The organism is Pacificispira sp. HM-600, from assembly GCF_977993705.1.
Window position 1 is genome coordinate 981,031 of sequence record NZ_OZ388079.1, and the last position, 18,041, is coordinate 999,071.

The following is an 18,041-nucleotide window of genomic DNA, read 5'->3' on the forward strand; positions in this document are numbered from 1 at the left end:
ATGGCGGAAGGCGGCCGCGTCGCGGTCTACCTGGACTTCGACAACATCGTCATCTCCTGGTACGACCGCGTTCACGGACGCAACTCGTACGGGCGCGACCGGCAGCGCATTGCCGAGAACCCGGCCGACCCTGAGATCGCCGAACGCCTGAGCCAGGCCGTCATCGACGTCGGCGCGATCATCGACTACGCCGCATCCTTCGGAACCCTCGTTCTCACCCGCGCCTACGCGGACTGGTCGTCGCCCGTCAACGCGGTGTACCGCAGCCAGCTCGTAGCGCGCGCGGTCGACCTCGTGCAGCTCTTCCCCGCCGCGGCATATGCGAAGAACGGCGCCGACATCCGGCTCGCGGTCGACGCGGTAGAAGACATGTTCCGCCTCCCCGATCTCACCCACGTCGTGATCGTCGCGGGTGACTCCGACTACGTTCCGCTCGCGCAACGCTGCAAGCGGCTCGGCCGGTTCGTCGTCGGCGTCGGCGTCGCCGGATCGACCGCGAAATCGCTTGCGGCGGCCTGCGACCAGTTCGACGCATACGACGCGCTTCCCGGGGTGTCACTCCCGACTCCCCCGACTCAGCAGAAGGCGGATGCCGTGACGTCCGAGGCACCCGTGCGTCAGCGGCGCCGCAGCACGAGCGCTCCCCCCAAAGATCCCGCGGGCGACTTGCTCGAGCGCGCGCTCCGCCTCGAACACGAGCGCACGGATGCGGACTGGATACACAGCTCGATCATCAAGAACCTGATCAAGCGCATGGATCCGTCATTCAGCGAGAAGGGCCTCGGTTTCAAATCGTTCTCGGACTTCATCAAGGCGCATCCCACGATCGTCGAGATGAACGAGACCGACAACATCCGCCTCGTGCGCCTGGTTCCCGACAAGCGCTAGCGACGCTCGGGCGTCTCGGGCCCTTCGACAAGCTCAGGGACCGTCGCCCCGGTCGCTGAGCCCGTCGAAGCGACCTCAGCGCGTCCGCGTAGACCAGTACGCCCATGCCACGAGCACGGGCTGAAAGAACAGTCGCACCAACCGCTTGCGGTCGGTGTCGAGCCCGAAACCGTCGCGCTTCTTCGTGTACTGCTCGATGTTGCCCGGGAAGACGGCGACGAAGAACGCCGCAAGCAGCAACCCGATTCGGGAGCGCTCCTTCGGCAGCGCGATGAGCGCGGCACCCAGCATGATCTCAACGGCGCCGGATGCGACGACCACGGCGTCCTCATCGAGCGGGGTGAGTTCGGTGGTCCAGTCGGGCACCTGAGCCTGGAACTCTTTGCGGGCCCAGAACAGGTGCGAGATTCCGGCGAAGGCGAGCGCTCCCCCGAGTGCCCATCGGGCGATGGTGCGGACGGGAGACGAGCGGGGCACGGCTGAGATCATGCGGCCAGTCAACACCGAGTCGGGCGGCCACGCCATCGCATGACCGCCCGATCTTCTATGCCGCGAAGGGAATCGATCCCACCAGCACGCCGACGAGTAGCATCACGAGGGACACGACGGTGGCCCGCCACAGCACCTTCTTGTGGTGATCGCCGAGGTTGACGCTCGCGAGCGAGACGAGCAGCAGGATGGCCGGCACAAGCGGACTCTGCAGGTGCACCGGCTGACCAATGATCGAGGCGCGCGCTATCTCGACCGGCGTGATGCCGAACGCGCTCGCGCTCTCGGCGAGAATCGGGAGGATTCCGTAGTAGAACGCATCGTTTGACATGAAGAACGTCAACGGAATCGACAGGATCCCGGTGATGACCGCAAGGAACGGTCCCATCGAGGATGGGATGGCCGTGGTGATCCAGCCTGCCATCGCGGCAACCATACCCGTGCCGTTGAGCACACCGACGAGCACACCGGCGGCGAGAACCATCGACACGACGCCGACGATGCTCGGGGCGTGCGCGACGATCTCGTCGGCCTGGGTCTTGAGTTTCGGGAAGTTCAGTACGAGCGCGACGGCTGCACCCACCATGAAGACGTAGGGCAGCGGGAAGATGTCGAGCACGAGCAGCACCATGACAGCCAGGGTCAGCGCGAGGTTGAACCAGATCAGCTTGGGGCGGAGCGTCGCCCGGTTGGGGTCGAGCATCGTGTCCGCCATCGCGGTGTCGGCGGCGTCGACCAGGTCCGCGGCGGCCACGCCTGCGCGACCGCCCACGACCGTGACGATGTTTCCCGTCGCGAGCGAGGCGCGGGCACCAGGCACGCGATCGGCGCCACGGAAGATCTTCGGTGCTGTCAGCGGTCCTCCGGCCGCACCGCGCGACGCGGCGCCCGAGTATTCGAGGCTGCCGAGGCGCTTGCGCTCACCGAGCCCCAGCATCCAGGCGAACAGGAAGCTGACGACGAGGCCGGCGGCCAGCGACGGAAGCATGGGGACGAAGATGGCTGTCGGCTCGATCCCCAGCGCGGTGGCCGCGCGGACGGTGGGACCACCCCACGGCACGATGTTGAGCGTTCCGTTGACGAGCCCTGCCACGCATGTCAAGACGACGGGGCTCATGCCGAGGCGAAGGTAGATCGGCAGCATGGCCGAGGTCGTGATGATGAAGGTCGTCGAGCCGTCACCATCGAGCGAAACCGCGCCGGCGAGGAGCGCCGTTCCGAGCACGACCTTGGCGGGGTCGTCGCCGAGCAGCCGCGTGATCAGGCGGATGAGGGGGTCGAAGAGGCCGACGTCGATCATGATGCCGAAGAACATGATCGCGAACATCAGCAGCGCCGCGGTCGGTGCCATGGTGCTGATGGCGTCGATGATCATGTCGCCGAGGCCGAGGCCGGCGCCCGCAAACAGCCCGAAGATCGTCGGCACCAGGATCAACGCGACCATCGGCGTGAGGCGTCTCGTCATGATCAGCGCCATGAACGTCAGGATCATGAGGAACCCCAGCACGACGAGCACGCCCTCCGGGGGCACGAATGCGAGGTCATAGCCTTCGGCCGCCTCGAACGGCACCCGACGCGGTGTTCTCGACAGACCCTGGGTTGTAGAGAGACCCAGTGTTGTTGCGAGCATCGTGACTCCTTCGTCATCGCTTATGTCTCAAACGAGCCCCGACCGTGGGGACCCTGTGAGCGTAGGGAGGAACGTGGCCGAGGGTGGGGTATCTCGCATTGGCGCACGTTATGCGCGTAACGTGACTTCTGCGCATTTTGCTGAACACGTTGCGAGAGGGGTGGTGCCATGCGATTCGCCACGCGGATGCTGCTCCTTCAGCTCGCTACGGTGGTGACCGTCGTGGGGATGTGCTCCGCACTCTTCGCCGTCCTCGCCGTGGGGCAGCTGCGGGCCGAGGCCGAGGCATCCGCTCTGTCCATCGCCCGGACGCTCGCCCAGGATCCGGACGTGCGCGCGCTCGTAACCCAGTACTCGGCGGACGCGGGGACCCCGGATGCCGCTCCCCTCCGTGATGGGACGCTGCAGCAACTCGCGGTAGATGTTGCAGACCGCACGGGCGCGCTGTTCGTCGTGATCACCGACGATCACGGCATCCGCCTGGCTCACCCCGATCCGGAACGTCTCGGCGAAGAGGTGAGCACGAGCTACGCAGAGGCACTAGCGGGGCGCGAGGTGGTGACGTGGGAGGCCGGGACACTCGGCGAGTCCGCGCGCGCGAAGGTACCCGTGCGCCAGGCGGATGGGACGAAACCGGTCGGCGAGGTCAGCGTGGGCTTCGAGCGGGCAAGCGTCTTCGATGATCTGCCCACTGTCCTCGGCGGCATCGGCGTGGCCGCGGCGGCGGCTCTCGGTCTCGCCACGCTCGCCAGCCTGCTGCTGCGCCGCCGCTGGGAGCGACTCACACTCGGCCTTCAGCCCGAAGAGTTGGTCGGTCTGGTGCAGAATCAGGCCGCCGTTCTGGACGGCGTCGGCGACGGCGTGCTCGCGCTCGATCACTCGGGCATTGTGCGCGTGTGCAATAGCACCGCGGCGCGACTGTTGGGGGTGACCGACGCGGTCGGACGCGCGCTCGACGACCTCGGGCTCGACCCCGACCTGACCGACGCGGTGCGCTCGGGCGATGCCCGACGCGGCATCGTTCGAGGCGACCGGGTGCTCTACATCGATCTCAAGCCCGTCATTCATGGGGCGCGCACGCTCGGCGACATCGTCATCGTGCGTGACCGCACAGACGTAGAGGCGCTTGCCGAGCGCCTGCAGACCGTGCGTGCGATGACGGATGCGCTGCGCGTACAACGCCACGAGTTCGCGAATCGAATGCATGTCGCCGCGGGATTGCTCGACGCAGACCGCGTCCCTGACGCGCGGGCGTTCCTCGCCGAGCTTCTGGATCGCGGACCCATCGACTTCGCGGTTGCGGGGATCGACCGGGTGCCCGATCCGTTCCTCGTTTCGCTGATCGGGGCGAAAGCCCTTGCCGCCCGGGAGCGCGGCGTCGAGTTGCGGGTGTCTGACGAGTCTCTGGTTCTGGGCGAGGTTGCGGCGGTCGAGGATGTGGCGGCGGTGCTCGGCAACCTCATCGACAACGCCGTCGTCGCGGCCGCCCACACTGCCGACGACGCCCCGCGATGGGTCGAGATCGGGCTGTTCGGCGATGACGACGCGCTGGTGCTCTCGGTCGCCGACTCGGGCGAGGGTATCGACCCCGCCACGGATCCCTTCTCGCGGCGGCAGGATGTGGGCGCTCCCGCGTCCACGTCGGACGACGTGCACGGCCATGGCTTCGGTCTGCCACTGTCACGCGAACTGGCTCGACGCCGCGGGGGCGACGTGTGGGTGATCGAGCCGGGCGGCAGCGCAACAGGCGCACAGGGAGCGGTCGTGGGAGCCCGACTCCCCGGCGTTCTGCGAACGAGTGGAACGGAGAGAGACGAATGAGCGACAGCATCCGCGTCCTGGTGGTGGACGATGACTTTCGCGTCGCGGGACTGCACCGCGACATCGTGGCGGCGCGGCCAGGTTTCGTCGCGCTCGATCCGGTGCACTCGCTTGCGGCCGCACGCGCGGCCATTCGCGCGCAGCGACCGGACCTGCTGCTCGTCGATGCCTACCTCCCGGACGGGCACGGCGCCGACCTGGTGCACGAGAGCGCGATCGACGCCTTCATGCTCTCGGCGGCGACGGATGCCGCGACCGTCCGCCGTGCCGTACAGGTGGGAGTCCTGCGTTATCTCGTCAAGCCCTTCGATACCCGCGTGCTCGCCGATCGCCTCGACCGCTACGCGCGCTTTCGCAACCTGCTGGCGGGCGAGCGCCCGCTCGAGCAGGAGCAGATCGACCGCGCCCTCGACATTCTGCACACCGCAACCGACGCGGCTTCGACATCTCGTTCGGCGACCGAGCAGCTGATCATCGACGGGCTCGGTGACGGCGAAGCATCCGCCGCCGAGGTCGCCGAGCGGATCGGTGTCTCGCGTGCCACCGCGCAACGCCACCTCGCGACGCTCGCGGGTCGGGGCGTGGTCGAAGTTCGCCTGCGCTACGGATCGACGGGCCGCCCTGAGCACCGGTACGCGGTCATGCGCGCCTCATAGCCACCACGGTCACTGAGCCTGTCGAGGTGACCCGCCGCCAGGCGTCAGTGGTAGCGACCGCTGTAGGCGTTGAGCGCGGGCTGCCCGCCGAGGTGCGCGTAGAGCACCGTCGAGTCACGCGGAATATCGCCCGACGACACCAGGTCGATGAGCCCCGCCATCGACTTGCCCTCGTAAACGGGGTCGATGATGACGCCCTCGAGGCTGCCGGTGAGGCGCATGGCCTCGTCGGTCGACTCGACCGGGATCCCGTAGTAGTCGCCGGCCCAACCTTCGAGCACGGTGATCTCGTCATCACGCAGGTCGCGGCCAACGCCGATCATGTTGGCCGTCCGCCGCGCGATTCGGGCAACCTGATCGCGCGTCTCATCGATCTTCGCGGACGCGTCGATACCGATCACTCGGCGTTCGCGCCCGCCGAAGTTCTGCTGCAGATCGGCAAACCCGGCGATCATGCCCGCGTGCGTCGAACCGGTCACACTGCACACCACGATCGTGTCGAAGAAGACGCCGAGCTCGGCCTCTTGCGCTGCGACCTCGTGTGCCCAGTTGGCGAATCCCAGCCCGCCGAGCGGGTGATCCGAGGCCCCCGCGGGGATCGGATACGGCGTGCCGCCGGATGCCTCGACATCCGCGATCGCCTGCTTCCACGAGTCCTTGAATCCGATGCCGAAGCCCGAGGCATCCAACCGCACATCGGCGCCCATGAGGCGCGAAAGCATGATGTTGCCGACGCGATCGTTCACGGAGTCGGGCCAGTCGACCCAGTTCTCCTGCACGAGCACGGCTTTCATGCCCAGGTGCGCGGCGACCGCGGCGACCTGGCGCGTGTGATTCGACTGCACCCCGCCGATCGAGACCAGCGTGTCGGCGCCGTGGGCGATGGCGTCGGGGACGAGGTACTCGAGCTTGCGCACCTTGTTGCCGCCATAGGCGAGCCCGCTCGAGACATCCTCGCGCTTGGCCCACACGCGCGCACCACCGAGGTGGTCGCTCAGCCGGTTGAGCGGGTGAACGGGGCTCGGCCCGAACGTGAGCGAGTGGCGCGGGAAATCGCTGAGCGGCATGTCTCTCCAAAGATCCGGGAATGCAACATATTACACATCACAGGACGAATGACGGCGCCGCGCGCTCACGTTTAGACGGGGTCGGTCGGGTTGATCCGCTCGACCAACAGCGGATCAACCGGCGTGAACGGGAATGCCGGCAAGTCGTCGATCGCCACGCCGAGGGTCGCGGCGAGCACGGGGCGAGAGAACGCGGAAACCGACTCGCGGTACCCGACGTCTCCCGGCGTTGGCTGATCGAAGAAGATCAGGAAGTGGATGTCGTCGTCCCCGATCACCTCGATCTGGTGCGGATAGGCGGGCGGCACGAAGTAGCAGTCACCGGGCTGCAGCACATAGCTGTCGACCGTGCCGTCGGGGTCGAGGATCGACATGCGAGCGCGTCCCCGGTGCACGTAGCCCATCTCTGCAGTTCCGGGGTGCCAGTGCGGTTCCCGCATCCCGTCATCGCGGATCGTGAGCGAATACATGGACATGCTCGTGAGGGCGGGCCAGTACTGAGTGCGGGCGAGCTTCACAGCGCCGAACGGATGCTTGAGGGGCGGCTCCTGCGCGCCCAGATCGAGCTTGTGCGGGTTGCCGTAGCCGGCGGTGTCGGGGATGATCGGCGGTCCCTCGCGGCGCACGATATCGCGCGACGTCGTGTCTCGTGACACGGGGGCGAAGGCGCTCGATGCCAGGCCGAAGGTGTTGCCCAGAACCGCATCGGACATCTGCCCGAATGCTGCGTGCAGGGAGAAATCCTCGGGCGACTCATTCGAGAAAGCGACAATGACCTCGGCCTCGGAGTCGCCGATGTTCTCAATGTGGTGCAGCGCACCAGACGGGATCGTGAACATCTGTCCTGCGTCGATCATGAACGACGAGAAGACGCCGCCGTTCTCGACGATCGACACCAGGACGGAACCCGAGAGGCAGTAGCCGAGCTCGTCCGCGTTGGCATGCCAGTGCGGTTCACGGATGCTGCCGGGTGCGAGCACCAACCGCTTGATCGAGAGTCGCCGCAGAATCGGGAAGTTGTCGACGGTGAGGCGACGGATGCCGCCGAGATCGCTGTCGTGCTGGGCGTCGGCCGTGAGAAGCGAACGGACGTGCCGGGAGGAGGGGCGCATGCTCATCTGCGTCCTTTCGGGAATCGGGGGGGGACGACGACGAAAACGGAAGGGCGGTACTCCACAGTGCCCACACGACGAGCACGGGCTGCAGCAACAGCCGGATGAATCGGGCACGATCCGTGCGCATCAGCGGCGCCGGTCGACCCGTCTGCCATTGGTGGACGTTGCCCGGGAACACGGCGATGAAGAATGCCGCAATGGCCGCCCCGACGCGGCGACGCTCTCGCGGCAAGACGACGAGCGCGGCGCCGAGCATGAGCTCGACGACCCCCGACGCGATGATGATCGCATCGGTGTCGAGCCGCAGCATCCGGGTCGTCCACTCGGGCACAACGATGCGATACCCACGCCGGCCCCGCGAGAGGTGGGACAGCCCGGCGCCGACCAGCATGGCGGCGAGCAACAGTCGCCCGATCGTGCGTGCGACCTCGGCCGGGTTCCTCGATGCGCGTTCCGCCACAAGCTCAGTGTTCCACGACGACAGCCGCCGAAGCACCCCGCGATCTCAGGGCACCCGCTCGACGGGCTGACGGAGGATCGTTCGGAGCTTCTCAGGCGCGGCGCGGCGCGGATCGCTGAGGTAGATCTCGTGGTGGCGTCCGGTCATCCGCATCCCCTGCTCCGGAATGAATGCGGCGTGCATCGCCTCGAGGACCGGCCCTTCTTCGTCGTAAGGGCCGATGTGAAGCGTCTGCACGCAGAGCCCCTCGTCGAGCATGTCGACCCGCAGTGCCGCGAGCGCCGGTGCGATGCCTTTCACCCGCACCGTCTGTGATGCGAAGTCCACCTGAGCGTCGTCGATCCACTCGGGCACCAGGATCATCGCGGTCCACTGCCAGCGGCCCTTGTCGCGTGCCGCGGTGAAGGCGGCCATGTCGTCGGCCCACCACAGCGCCTCGAGCGGCATCACGACGTAGTCGCGGTCGAGTTCGCGTTTGCTGAGGAACTTGAGGGCGTACGCGACGGGATACAGGGTCGCCAGGGCGTCCGCGTACGCCTGAGAGGTGTTGGGGTCCCCGGCGCCGTCGATTACCAGGTACCGCATCGGTGGCACGGCCACGATCTCGAAGCGGCCGTGAGGCGCCGCGTATGTCGGGATCTGCTTCTTCAGGTCGACCTTCATCTGGGGGGAAACCCTTCATTCTCGAAGAAGAGTAGCCAGAATCGACCCCGAATACGCCGCGCGTCGGCGGTTCGTATTGCGAGACTCCAGCGGCGACCAGGAGCAATGCGAGCAGGACGTGCGCGACGGTACGCGAGACGCTTGCACGGGTCAGCACTCCCCGTGTTCCATCCGACAGACGCGCTCGCGAGCGTCGGCAGACGATGTTCTTCGTGCAGCCACGGGGCTCTCTTCATGTCTGTCGGACGACCCGGTCGCGTAGGCGGGTGGGGGAGCGGGTGGCCGGGCGCCACAGCATCCGGGCGTCGATCCAGGAGGGTGCGCGGACTTCGGGAACGCCTCGACTCATGCGGATCGACCAGCCGTTTCGGTCGATGAATCTGTGGTGATACCAACAGAGGAGTACTCCGTTGTCGGTGTGAGTCGGTCCGCCTTCGGCATGGCCCGTGACGTGGTGGATTTCGCACCATCCGGCGGGGACGCCGCATCCGGGGATGATGCATCCGCCGTCGCGGAGCGCGATCGCGCGGCGCTGGTACCGGTTGAACACGCGCTCTTCCGTGCCGAGGCGCAGGATGCGGCCGTTGCCACCGAGGGTCACGCGTTGCACGACGCCCGCGCAGCCGATGTGCCGGGCCGCGGTGAGCGAGAGGGGCTCGTCGGTGCCCTCGGTGTGGGCCCAGCCGCGACCCGAGGCGAGATCCTCTTCGCGCACCGAGATCACGAGGGTGGGGGCGGCGCCACCGATCGTCGGCAGCTCTCCACTGACGGCCGCGGCCGCGAGTGCACCGGCGAGCGCGTCGTGCTGCTGCTGGGGTCGGCGGCGGTCATCATGAATCGCCGCTGGGTCCGAGGCATCCCGTTCCACAAACCGCACTCCGTCGCCAGCGACTTTCGGTGAGAGGGATGCGTCGAAGATGCGCTGCAACTGCGCAGCTACCTCGGGCAACAACCGGCCCTGGATCGGGACGAGTCCGTCGCGAGTCGGACCCAGCGTGAGCGCGCGCTTCAGCAGCGCCTGACGCTCGCGAGGCTCGGCGCCGTCTTGGTCGAGCACGACCGCCCAGACCCGAGCCTGCACCTTGAGGAGGTCGGCGCAGAGCGGCGGGGCACCGTCGGGCCCCTCACCGCGTGCCTCGGCGGCGAGCACCTGATCGGCAACCAACAGTGCCTCGCGTGACACCCCTGACACCAGCGACGAGAGCGGCTCGGCCACGGCGAGAACTCCATCGAGCCCGACCTCGCCATCCAAAAGGGCCTCGCGCATCGAGGGAAGAGCGGCGGGTTCGAGCTCGCCCGAGAACACCGAACGCCCCCGCCGCACAGCCCGCGCCGCACGCTCCAACCGCCCGACAGTCTGCGGTCCAAGCCGAGTCGCCCGCTGGACGAGTTCGTTGACGCTGCGGCATCCGAGTCGCGACGTCAGCCGCTCCTCCCGCACCACCGACTCGGACCGCGCCGCGACCTCCGAAACGGCCTCGATCGTCAGCCCATCGACCCGGCGTCCGAGCCGGCCCAACAACTCCAGCGCGACGGCCTGATCGGCATCGGATGCCGCCGCCACGAGCCCATCGCGGTGCACCCGATCGACGACCTCGCCGACGTGCGCGACCAGTTCACGCAGGGTGTCGACGAGGTTGTTCATACCTCAATTCTGCCGAGGGCCACCGACATTGAGCGGGGGTTTTCGCCCGGTCAGAGATGAAATACTTCTCATTTTTGGGGTCGGTTGTGGAGGGCGCGTTTCGACTCGCTTCGCTCACTCAACGAGCAAGATGGGCTCGCTGCCCAAGCCGCGAGCCCCATCAAGGCGCCTTATGCCGCCTGGGCGAGGACGAGGCTCGTCACCGCGAGTTCGCCGCCCGAGGCATCCACACGCACAGCCCCCCCATCGCTCAACTCGCCTGAGACGAACAGGTCCGCGATGCGGTCGTCCACCTCGCGCTGAATCAGGCGGCGCAGCGGCCGTGCGCCGTACTCAGGCTCGTAGCCGTGCTCGGCGAGCCAATCGATCGCGGCGTCCGACACCTCGAACGACACCTCGCGCGCGGCGAGGCGCCCCTGGGTAGCACCCAGCATCAGGCTCACGATCTTGCGCAGCTGAGCCTTCTCGAGCTTGCGGAACAGCACGATCTCATCAATCCGGTTCAAGAACTCCGGACGCATGGCCTCACGCAGCTTGCCCATCACCCGGTCGCGCAGGTCCTTTTCACTCCCAAACCCGGTCGATCCACCGCCGTCGGCGATGAAACCGATGGCGCCCGACCGCGACGCGAGGAACTCGGAGCCGATGTTCGAGGTCATCACGATCACCGTGTTGCGGAAATCGATCGTGCGCCCCTGACCATCGGTCAGGCGCCCGTCGTCGAGCACCTGCAGCAGCAGATTGAAGACATCCGGATGCGCCTTCTCGATCTCATCGAACAGCACCACCGCGTAGGGGTTCCGGCGCACGCGCTCGGTCAGCTGACCGGCCTCGTCGTAGCCGACGTACCCCGGAGGGGCACCGACCAGACGCGAGACCGTGTGACGCTCGCCGAACTCGCTCATGTCGAAGCGGATGACAGCAGACTCGTCGTCGAAGATGGACGACGCGAGCGCCTTCGCGAGCTCGGTCTTGCCGACTCCCGTCGGGCCGAGGAACAGGAACGAACCGATCGGCCGGTGCGCATCACCCATTCCCGTGCGGTTGCGTCGCACGGCCTTCGCGACGGCCCCGACCGCGCCATCCTGCCCGATCACACGGCCATGCAGTTCGCCCTCCAGCTCGGCGAGCCGCTCGCGCTCGGTTTCGGTCAGACGGTTCACGGGGATGCCGGTGGCCCGACTGATCACCGCGGCGATCTGCGCTTCGTCCACGACGGCGTCGGTGCTCGCACCCGCCTTCGAGCCCGATGTGGCCTCGTCGATGCGCTGCTGCACCTCGGCGATCGCGTCGCGAACGCGGGACGCCTCCTCGTAGTGCTCGGCCGAGACTGCCGCGTTCTTGTCCGCCTCGAGCTGTGCGAGTCGCTCGATGAGGGCGCTCACGTCGACCTTCACACCGAGCCGCAGGCGGAGCCTCGCCCCGGCCTGGTCGATCAGGTCGATCGCCTTGTCGGGTAGCACGCGCTCGGTCAGGTACCGGTCGCTGAGCTCGACCGCTGCGCGCAGCGCGTCGTCGGTGTATTCGACGGCGTGGTGCTCGGCATATGCCTGGCGGAGGCCGCGCAGGATCAGCACCGAGTCCTCGATCGAGGGCTCACCGACCCGAACGGGCTGGAACCGGCGCTCGAGCGCGGGATCCTTCTCGATCGTCCGGTACTCCTTGAGCGTGGTCGCGCCGACCAGGTGCAGGTCCCCGCGTGCGAGGCGGGGCTTCAAGATGTTGCCCGCGTCCATTGCACCCTCGCCGCCGCCACCGGCACCGACCACCGTGTGCACCTCGTCGATGAAGACGATCACTTCGCCCTTGCGGGCCGAGATCTCGTCCATCGTCTGCGTCAGTCGTTCCTCGAAGTCACCGCGGTAGCGTGTACCCGAGAGCATGGCGGGCAGGTCGAGCGAGATGACGCGCTTCTCGCGCAACTGCTCGGGAACCCCGCCGTCGACGATCGCCTGGGCCAGGCCCTCAACGATCGCGGTCTTGCCGACGCCCGCCTCGCCGACCAGCACCGGGTTGTTCTTGGTGCGACGGCTGAGGATCTCGATGGTCTGCTCGATCTCGTCGGCACGACCGATCACGGGGTCGAGCTGTCCCGCGCGGGCGCGGTCGGTAAGGTCCGTTCCGAACTTGTCCAGCATCGGGGACTGACTCTCGTGCTCGGTCTGCTCGGGACGCGTCTCGCCCATCGGGCCGACGGTCTCGCGTGCCCCCTGCGTGAGGGCCTCTGCGGTGACGCCGGCTTCGGCGAGGACCTGCCCGGCGGGGGCATCCTGAGCCAGAACGAGCGCGAAGAAGAGGTGCTCCGGATCGACGTAGGTGGATCCGGATGACCGCGCCACCTGGAAGGCGTGGAAGAGCGAGCGCTGGACGGACGACGTGATGACGGCACTGTCGACCGAGGCGGGACTGCCCGCGGCGGGCAGGCGCCCCTCGGCCGCGCGCACGATCGCCGACGCACTCGCGCCGACACGCTCCACGGCCTCGCGAGCCGGGGACTCGTCCACGATCACGCGAAGAATGTGCAGAGCGTCGAGCTCGCGCTGGCCGCGCTCGAGCGCGTACCGTCCCGCGCGCTGCAGGATGTCCTGCGTGCGCGCGCTCAAGAAGCGCGCGAGGTCGATCGACCGCTCCGCGCGAGCGCGCTCCCCCGCCATGTAGCGAGAGAGGAATTCGTCGAATGCACCGGCACCGCTGTCGAAGCCGTCGCCATTCGGGGGTGTGACATCGTTGGGCACGAGGCCTCCTGATCAACATGAGTCTTGAGCACTCAACTTTAGGAGTTGAGTGCATTCGTATCAAGTTGAACGCGGAGGGGCGGTGGGTATTCCCGCTTGTGCTCGATCGGCCGCCTCGAGTGCTCGAATGAGGCTTTCGGAGTCGTAGGGCCCGACGTGCCGCTTCTCGCCGACGAAGAACGTGGGTGTGGAATGCAGGTCCATCATCTCGGCGTCGAGCCGGTCGTCGTCGACGCGTCGAATGACCTCTGCCGAGCGGAAGTCATCGACGAAACGATCCATGTCGAGCCCCAGCGCGGTGGCGTAGCCGCGAATGTCTTCCCTCGCGAGCGCCTTCTGATTCGCGAACAGCGTCCGCGCCATCTCGAAGAAGTGTCCCTGCTGTCCCGCGGCTTCGGCAGCCTTGGCCGCATCCTCGGCATGCGGGTGCACCGCATCGAGGGGGAGGTGACGGAAGACCCAGCGCACCTGCCCGGGAAGACGATCGAAGACGGCGTCGATCGATCCGGTCACGCGACTGCAGAACGGGCACTCGAAATCGCCGTACTCGACGATCGTGTAGCGAGCATCGACCGGCCCACGAATGTGGTCACGCTCGGGATCGACGGGTCGGACGAGGTGCGCACCGATCGCCCGGGGCGGCTGCAGGCGATCCGCGACCGTGAAGATGACCCAGCCCAGCAGGAACGCGAGAACGGATGCCGCGAGCACACCGACACGAGCAAGATCCTGCGCCTCGGCGTCGTCGATCGCGAGCGTCACGATGAAGAGCGAGATGGTGAAGCCGATGCCCGAGAGAGCCGCTCCCCCGGCGATGCGAGGCATCCCGAGTCCCGGCGCGAGCTTGCCACCCCCGAACGCGCGCACGAGCGCTGTGCCGCCGAGGATGCCGAGGAGCTTGCCGACGACAAGGGCCGTGATGATGCCCCACGTGAGGGGCGAGGTGAAGGCCGCCGCCAGCACCTGACCATCCAGGTGCACGCCCGCGTTCGCGAGGGCGAAGATCGGCAGCACGAGGAACGAGATGTACGGCGACCAGGCCGTCTGCAGGCGCTCGTTGATGGACAGCGAGTCGCGGAGGCTCCGAGTCACCGCGGCCGCATAGAGGGTGTTCGGCGACTCACGGAACGCCTGGGTGAGCTGGGCCGTCCGCTCCACGTCGCCCCGACGGGGCGCAAAAACGGGGATCAGCAGCGCCACGGCGACGCCCGCGAGGGTCGGGTGGATGCCGGCGTACGCCAACGCGACCCACAGGGCCACACCGAGCACCGCGTAGCTCAGCCCCCGCGCGGCGCGCAGAAACCGCACGCACGCGACCGCCGCGACCAGCACGATCGCGACCGCGAGCGGGACCCAGCGGATGCCCGCGTTGTAGAACAACGCGATCACGAGCAGCGCACCGACGTCGTCCACGACCGCGAGCGTCAGCAAGAAGGTCCGCAGACGAGCCGGAAATTTCGGGCCGATGATCGCGAGGGCGCCGAGGAGGAACGCGGTGTCCGTCGAGATCACGACACCCCACGCGTGGGCGTAGTCGGTCGACGCGGCGAACGCGAGGAAGATCAGAGCCGGCAGGATGAGCCCTGCCACGGCCGCCGCAATGGGGACACGCGCCCTCGCCGGGTCGGTCAGCTCACCGATCGCGAACTCGCGCTTGACCTCGAGCCCGACGAGGAAGAAGAAGAACGCCATCAGGGCGTCGTTGACGACACCATGAAGCGTTGCCGAGACTTCGAGATCGCCGAGCGAAACATCCAGCTGCATGCCCCAGAACTGCTCGTACGTGTAGCCCCAGGGGGAGTTGGCCCACAAGATCGCCAGCGCCGTGAAGATCAGCAGCAGAGCCGCCGCCTTGCGATCGGATGAGTCGCGTTCGCGCTTCATCCGCATCGATATCGGTGGCTCGAGCGTGACGGGCCGCGACGGCATGGCGGACCCGGGAGCGCTCATGCCGCCCAGCATAGGGGGCCGGCCCGACACGGGCGGCCCTAGCCTGGTGAGATGCGAGAGTTCCTGACGGGTGTGCGGATGCTCGGGCGCGGCCTCGCACTCTGGCGACGCATTCCGGGCACCATGGCGCTCGGGCTGGTTCCCGCGGCGATCGTCGGCATCGTCCTGTTCGCGGGCCTCATCGCGCTGTCGTTACAGCTTCCCTCGCTCGCCGAGCTCGTCACCCCGTTCGCGGACGGATGGCCGGGGCTCTGGGCGGGCGTTCTGCGTTTCGCCGTCGGAACGGCGATGCTCGGCACCGCGCTCGTGCTGATCGCTATTTCGTTCACCGCGCTGACGTTGCTGATCGGCGAGCCGTTCTACGACCGTATCTGGCGGGCGGCCGAACGGGAGTTCGGCGACGCTCCTTCCGATGCTCCCTACGGGTTCTGGCATTCCGTCGGCGACGGTGTCTCGTTCGTCGTGCGCGGCATCCTGATCGCCATCGCCGCGGGCCTGCTGGGGGTCATTCCCGTGGTCGGCGGGTTCGCTGGCGCCGTGGGCGGCATCCTGCTGACCGGTTGGCTGCTGGCCGATGAGCTCTCATCACGGGCCCTGTCGGCTCGCGGCGTCGACCGGGCAACGCGCCGCGCGCTGCTCGGCGGCAACCGCGCCCGGACTCTCGGCTTCGGCGTCGCGACGCAGCTGTGCTTCTTCATTCCGCTCGGCGCGGTGCTCATCATGCCCGCGGCGGTCGCGGGTTCAACCGTGCTCGCGCGGTCGCTGGTCGCGCCGGAACAGCGTGCCGCGCCCGAGCGGCGACCCGCGGTGGGTTCCGAACGGGGGCCGGAACAGGGTTCCTAGTCGCGGCCGCCCGGCGGGCCGACGATCAGCAGCACCACGAAGATCACGATCACGAGCGCCGCGACCAACACGGCGAGGATCCACGGGCGACGTAGCAACGCCCGCATCAGGCGATCGTGCCAGGCGCCATCGCGCGGGTCGGCGCCCGCTTCGAGGCGCCAGGTTCCGTCGAGACGACCGCTGCGATGCAGCCAGATCTCGGTCGGGATCGTGGCGTAGGGCACGATCGCACTCGCGATGGCGACGATCGTAGGGACAGCACGCCACCGCTGATTCTTGGCAACCAGTACAGCGGTCGCGCCGTACGACAGGAACACGAAGCCGTGGATGCCCCCGCCGACCGAGACGGCGATGTCCAGGTCGATGGTGGCCCGCAGTATCAGCCCCGTGATCAGCAGGGTCCACGAGATCGCCTCCGCGATCGCGAGAGTGCGGAAGAGGGCGAGCGGTGCGCGGAACACGGGAAACTCCTCGGGGTCAGGTCTCCATCTCACCACGGCGGGGCGAGTGTCCGATCCCCGTCAGCCGTGCAGCATCCCCCGAAGCGTCTGGATCGTGTCGGCGTCGCGCGGTTCTTTGTCGCTGCGGTACCCCTGGACCCGCGCGAAGCGCAGAGCGATGCCGCCCGGGTAGCGGGACGAACGCTGGACGCCGTCGATCGCGATCTCGACAACGGTCACGGGTTCGACCCAGAGGACGTACGGGTCGCGGCGCACCTCGATCGTCGGGAAGTGCGCGGTCTGCCACGCGAGCATCTCATCCGTCATGCCCTTGAACGTCTTGCCTACCATGACGAATCCGCCCGCCGGCCCGAATTCCCCTGTCGCGTCGAGCGCGCCCAGATGGATGTTGGACAGCAGCCCCGACCGACGCCCCGAACCGGGCTCGACCGCGAGCACGACGAGGTCGAGCGTGTGCACCGGCTTCACCTTGATCCAGCTCGCGCCGCGGCGTCCGGCGGCGTAGAGCGAGTCGATGCCCTTGACCATCACGCCCTCGTGCCCCGCGGCGAGTGCCTCACGGCCGATCCGTTCGGCCGTTTCGGGGTCGGCCGTGATCTCGCCCGGGATGCGGTGGTCCGGCGCAATCTTCGCGAGCGCGTCCAGCCGCGCGGTGAGGGGCTCATCGATCAGGTCGCGCCCGTCGAGGTGCAGCACGTCGAAGAACCAGGGCCGGAGGGCGATGTCGCGCGCCGTTTCTGCGCCGAAGCGCGCCATCGTGTCCTGGAACGCGCGCGGTGCATCGTTCTCGTCGAGCGCGAGCGTTTCTCCGTCGAGCACGACATCGTGCAGAGGCATCCGTCTCACGACGTCCACGATCTCGGGCAGACGATGGGTGATGTCCGCGAGGTTGCGCGTGAAGATGCGCACGTCGTCGCCGCTCCGGTGGACCTGGATGCGCGCCCCGTCGAGTTTGTACTCCACGGATGCCTCACCCACGGCCGCGATCGCCTCGGCGATCGAGGGAGCCGTGCTCGCGAGCATCGGCTGGATGGCGCGCCCCACCACGAGGCCTGTGTTCGCAAGATCTTCCGGCGCGCCGGTCAGGGCGACCCGAGCCGTGCTCGCGAGGTCTCCGGACAGCATCGCCGCGCGACGCACGTCCGCGACGGGCCGCTCGGAGGCGCGGGCGATCGCGTCGGTCAGGACGCCTTCGAGGGCACCCGTTCGCACCTCGCCGAGGAGCGCACCCCGGAGCGTCTCGCGCTCGCGCTCGGTGGCGGCGTTCATGAGCTCGCGCAGGATGGTCGCGCGTCGCGCCGCGGAGCCCGAACCGGACGCCTCGACCAACTTCGTGAATGCGGAATCGACATCCGCGATCGTGAGCGTCGGTGCGGGGGCGGACGCCTCGAGCGTCGCCGCCAGGCTTCGCCATCCGACGCCGACTTTTCCCTGTCGCGGCCGGCCGAGCATGAGTCCTGTGGCCGGAACTATTTCGTCGGGCGCGAGCGCGCGCAGGAAGGCGGCAAGCACCTCGACCTTGGCGAGCCGAGAGCGCGTGGCACCGACCGCGGCGGCCGTTGCCGCGAGTTCGTCGAACAGCATGCGGTCAGTTTGCCACCGGCCTCCGACACGGGGC

The 18,041-nt window shown here is 67.9% G+C and carries 15 protein-coding genes; 4 read left to right on the forward strand and 11 right to left on the reverse strand.

Annotated elements, in window-relative coordinates:
• Positions 1-888: an NYN domain-containing protein gene (locus ACXZ1E_RS04565; RefSeq protein ID WP_458042237.1), complete on the forward strand. Its 888-nt coding sequence runs from the start codon at positions 1-3 to the stop codon at positions 886-888.
• A 75-nt stretch (positions 889-963) separates the two neighbouring features.
• On the opposite strand, the gene ACXZ1E_RS04570 is transcribed toward ACXZ1E_RS04565, so the two are convergent.
• Entirely contained in the window at positions 964-1,377 is a 414-nt protein-coding gene (locus ACXZ1E_RS04570) for a DoxX family protein (RefSeq protein ID WP_458042238.1), read from the reverse strand.
• A 55-nt stretch (positions 1,378-1,432) separates the two neighbouring features.
• On the reverse strand, positions 1,433-3,007 hold the full coding sequence (locus tag ACXZ1E_RS04575) for a CitMHS family transporter (protein ID WP_458352052.1): 1,575 nt from the start codon (positions 3,005-3,007) through the stop codon (positions 1,433-1,435).
• Positions 3,008-3,175: 168 nt separating this feature from the next.
• Between ACXZ1E_RS04575 and ACXZ1E_RS04580 the strand changes: the two genes are divergently transcribed.
• Together ACXZ1E_RS04580 and ACXZ1E_RS04585 are read left to right on the forward strand one after the other, a co-directional pair.
• A complete protein-coding gene (locus ACXZ1E_RS04580; RefSeq protein WP_458042239.1) occupies positions 3,176-4,828 on the forward strand; it encodes an ATP-binding protein in 1,653 nt (550 codons plus the stop codon).
• Positions 4,825-5,484 (forward strand): response regulator, encoded by a 660-nt coding sequence (locus ACXZ1E_RS04585; RefSeq protein ID WP_458042240.1) that lies wholly within the window; start codon positions 4,825-4,827, stop codon positions 5,482-5,484. Before ACXZ1E_RS04580 ends, ACXZ1E_RS04585 begins: the two co-directional genes overlap by 4 nt.
• A 44-nt stretch (positions 5,485-5,528) precedes the next feature.
• Here the strand turns inward: ACXZ1E_RS04585 and ACXZ1E_RS04590 are convergent, their stop codons facing one another.
• The 7 genes from ACXZ1E_RS04590 to nhaA all read right to left on the reverse strand — a co-directional run bounded on the left by ACXZ1E_RS04590 (position 5,529) and on the right by nhaA (position 15,119).
• On the reverse strand, positions 5,529-6,551 hold the full coding sequence (locus ACXZ1E_RS04590; RefSeq protein WP_458042241.1) for a 1-aminocyclopropane-1-carboxylate deaminase: 1,023 nt from the start codon (positions 6,549-6,551) through the stop codon (positions 5,529-5,531).
• A gap of 71 nt (positions 6,552-6,622) precedes the next feature.
• Positions 6,623-7,591 (reverse strand): cupin domain-containing protein, encoded by a 969-nt coding sequence (locus ACXZ1E_RS04595; protein WP_458352091.1) that lies wholly within the window; start codon positions 7,589-7,591, stop codon positions 6,623-6,625.
• Positions 7,506-8,126: a DoxX family protein gene (locus tag ACXZ1E_RS04600; protein WP_458352053.1), complete on the reverse strand. Its 621-nt coding sequence runs from the start codon at positions 8,124-8,126 to the stop codon at positions 7,506-7,508. The genes ACXZ1E_RS04595 and ACXZ1E_RS04600 overlap by 86 nt, the downstream gene beginning before the upstream one ends.
• A 45-nt stretch (positions 8,127-8,171) precedes the next feature.
• Positions 8,172-8,789 carry a GyrI-like domain-containing protein gene (locus ACXZ1E_RS04605; RefSeq protein ID WP_458042243.1) on the reverse strand — a complete coding sequence of 206 codons (618 nt, stop codon included), beginning with the start codon at positions 8,787-8,789 and terminating at the stop codon, positions 8,172-8,174.
• A 232-nt stretch (positions 8,790-9,021) separates the two neighbouring features.
• The gene (locus ACXZ1E_RS04610; RefSeq protein ID WP_458042244.1) at positions 9,022-10,434 is read right to left on the reverse strand and encodes a DUF222 domain-containing protein; all 1,413 of its coding nucleotides are present in this window, start codon (positions 10,432-10,434) and stop codon (positions 9,022-9,024) included.
• A gap of 170 nt (positions 10,435-10,604) precedes the next feature.
• Positions 10,605-13,169 carry an ATP-dependent Clp protease ATP-binding subunit gene (locus ACXZ1E_RS04615; RefSeq protein ID WP_458042245.1) on the reverse strand — a complete coding sequence of 855 codons (2,565 nt, stop codon included), beginning with the start codon at positions 13,167-13,169 and terminating at the stop codon, positions 10,605-10,607.
• A 60-nt stretch (positions 13,170-13,229) separates the two neighbouring features.
• The gene (nhaA, locus tag ACXZ1E_RS04620) at positions 13,230-15,119 is read right to left on the reverse strand and encodes a Na+/H+ antiporter NhaA (RefSeq protein ID WP_458042246.1); all 1,890 of its coding nucleotides are present in this window, start codon (positions 15,117-15,119) and stop codon (positions 13,230-13,232) included.
• A gap of 51 nt (positions 15,120-15,170) precedes the next feature.
• Between nhaA and ACXZ1E_RS04625 the strand changes: the two genes are divergently transcribed.
• On the forward strand, positions 15,171-15,962 hold the full coding sequence (locus ACXZ1E_RS04625) for an EI24 domain-containing protein (RefSeq protein ID WP_458042247.1): 792 nt from the start codon (positions 15,171-15,173) through the stop codon (positions 15,960-15,962).
• Here the strand turns inward: ACXZ1E_RS04625 and ACXZ1E_RS04630 are convergent.
• Positions 15,959-16,423 carry a DUF3817 domain-containing protein gene (locus ACXZ1E_RS04630; protein ID WP_458042248.1) on the reverse strand — a complete coding sequence of 155 codons (465 nt, stop codon included), beginning with the start codon at positions 16,421-16,423 and terminating at the stop codon, positions 15,959-15,961. The two genes, ACXZ1E_RS04625 and ACXZ1E_RS04630, sit on opposite strands and share 4 nt — an antisense overlap.
• 60 nt (positions 16,424-16,483) lie before the next feature.
• Positions 16,484-18,007 carry an ATP-dependent DNA ligase gene (locus ACXZ1E_RS04635; RefSeq protein ID WP_458042249.1) on the reverse strand — a complete coding sequence of 508 codons (1,524 nt, stop codon included), beginning with the start codon at positions 18,005-18,007 and terminating at the stop codon, positions 16,484-16,486.
• Positions 18,008-18,041: the final 34 nt, after the last annotated feature.

Bases quoted from the DNA above. Each gene is read 5' to 3' on its own strand.
- ACXZ1E_RS04610 (WP_458042244.1), bottom strand. From the start codon at position 10,434: ATGAACAACCTCGTCGACACCCTGCGTGAACTGGTCGCGCACGTCGGC.
- ACXZ1E_RS04565 (WP_458042237.1), top strand. From the start codon at position 1: ATGGCGGAAGGCGGCCGCGTCGCGGTCTACCTGGACTTCGACAACATC.
- ACXZ1E_RS04580 (WP_458042239.1), top strand. From the start codon at position 3,176: ATGCGATTCGCCACGCGGATGCTGCTCCTTCAGCTCGCTACGGTGGTG.
- ACXZ1E_RS04625 (WP_458042247.1), top strand. From the start codon at position 15,171: ATGCGAGAGTTCCTGACGGGTGTGCGGATGCTCGGGCGCGGCCTCGCA.
- ACXZ1E_RS04585 (WP_458042240.1), top strand. From the start codon at position 4,825: ATGAGCGACAGCATCCGCGTCCTGGTGGTGGACGATGACTTTCGCGTC.
- nhaA (WP_458042246.1), bottom strand. From the start codon at position 15,119: ATGAGCGCTCCCGGGTCCGCCATGCCGTCGCGGCCCGTCACGCTCGAG.
- ACXZ1E_RS04605 (WP_458042243.1), bottom strand. From the start codon at position 8,789: ATGAAGGTCGACCTGAAGAAGCAGATCCCGACATACGCGGCGCCTCAC.
- ACXZ1E_RS04575 (WP_458352052.1), bottom strand. From the start codon at position 3,007: ATGCTCGCAACAACACTGGGTCTCTCTACAACCCAGGGTCTGTCGAGA.
- ACXZ1E_RS04635 (WP_458042249.1), bottom strand. From the start codon at position 18,007: ATGCTGTTCGACGAACTCGCGGCAACGGCCGCCGCGGTCGGTGCCACG.
- ACXZ1E_RS04590 (WP_458042241.1), bottom strand. From the start codon at position 6,551: ATGCCGCTCAGCGATTTCCCGCGCCACTCGCTCACGTTCGGGCCGAGC.
- ACXZ1E_RS04570 (WP_458042238.1), bottom strand. From the start codon at position 1,377: ATGATCTCAGCCGTGCCCCGCTCGTCTCCCGTCCGCACCATCGCCCGA.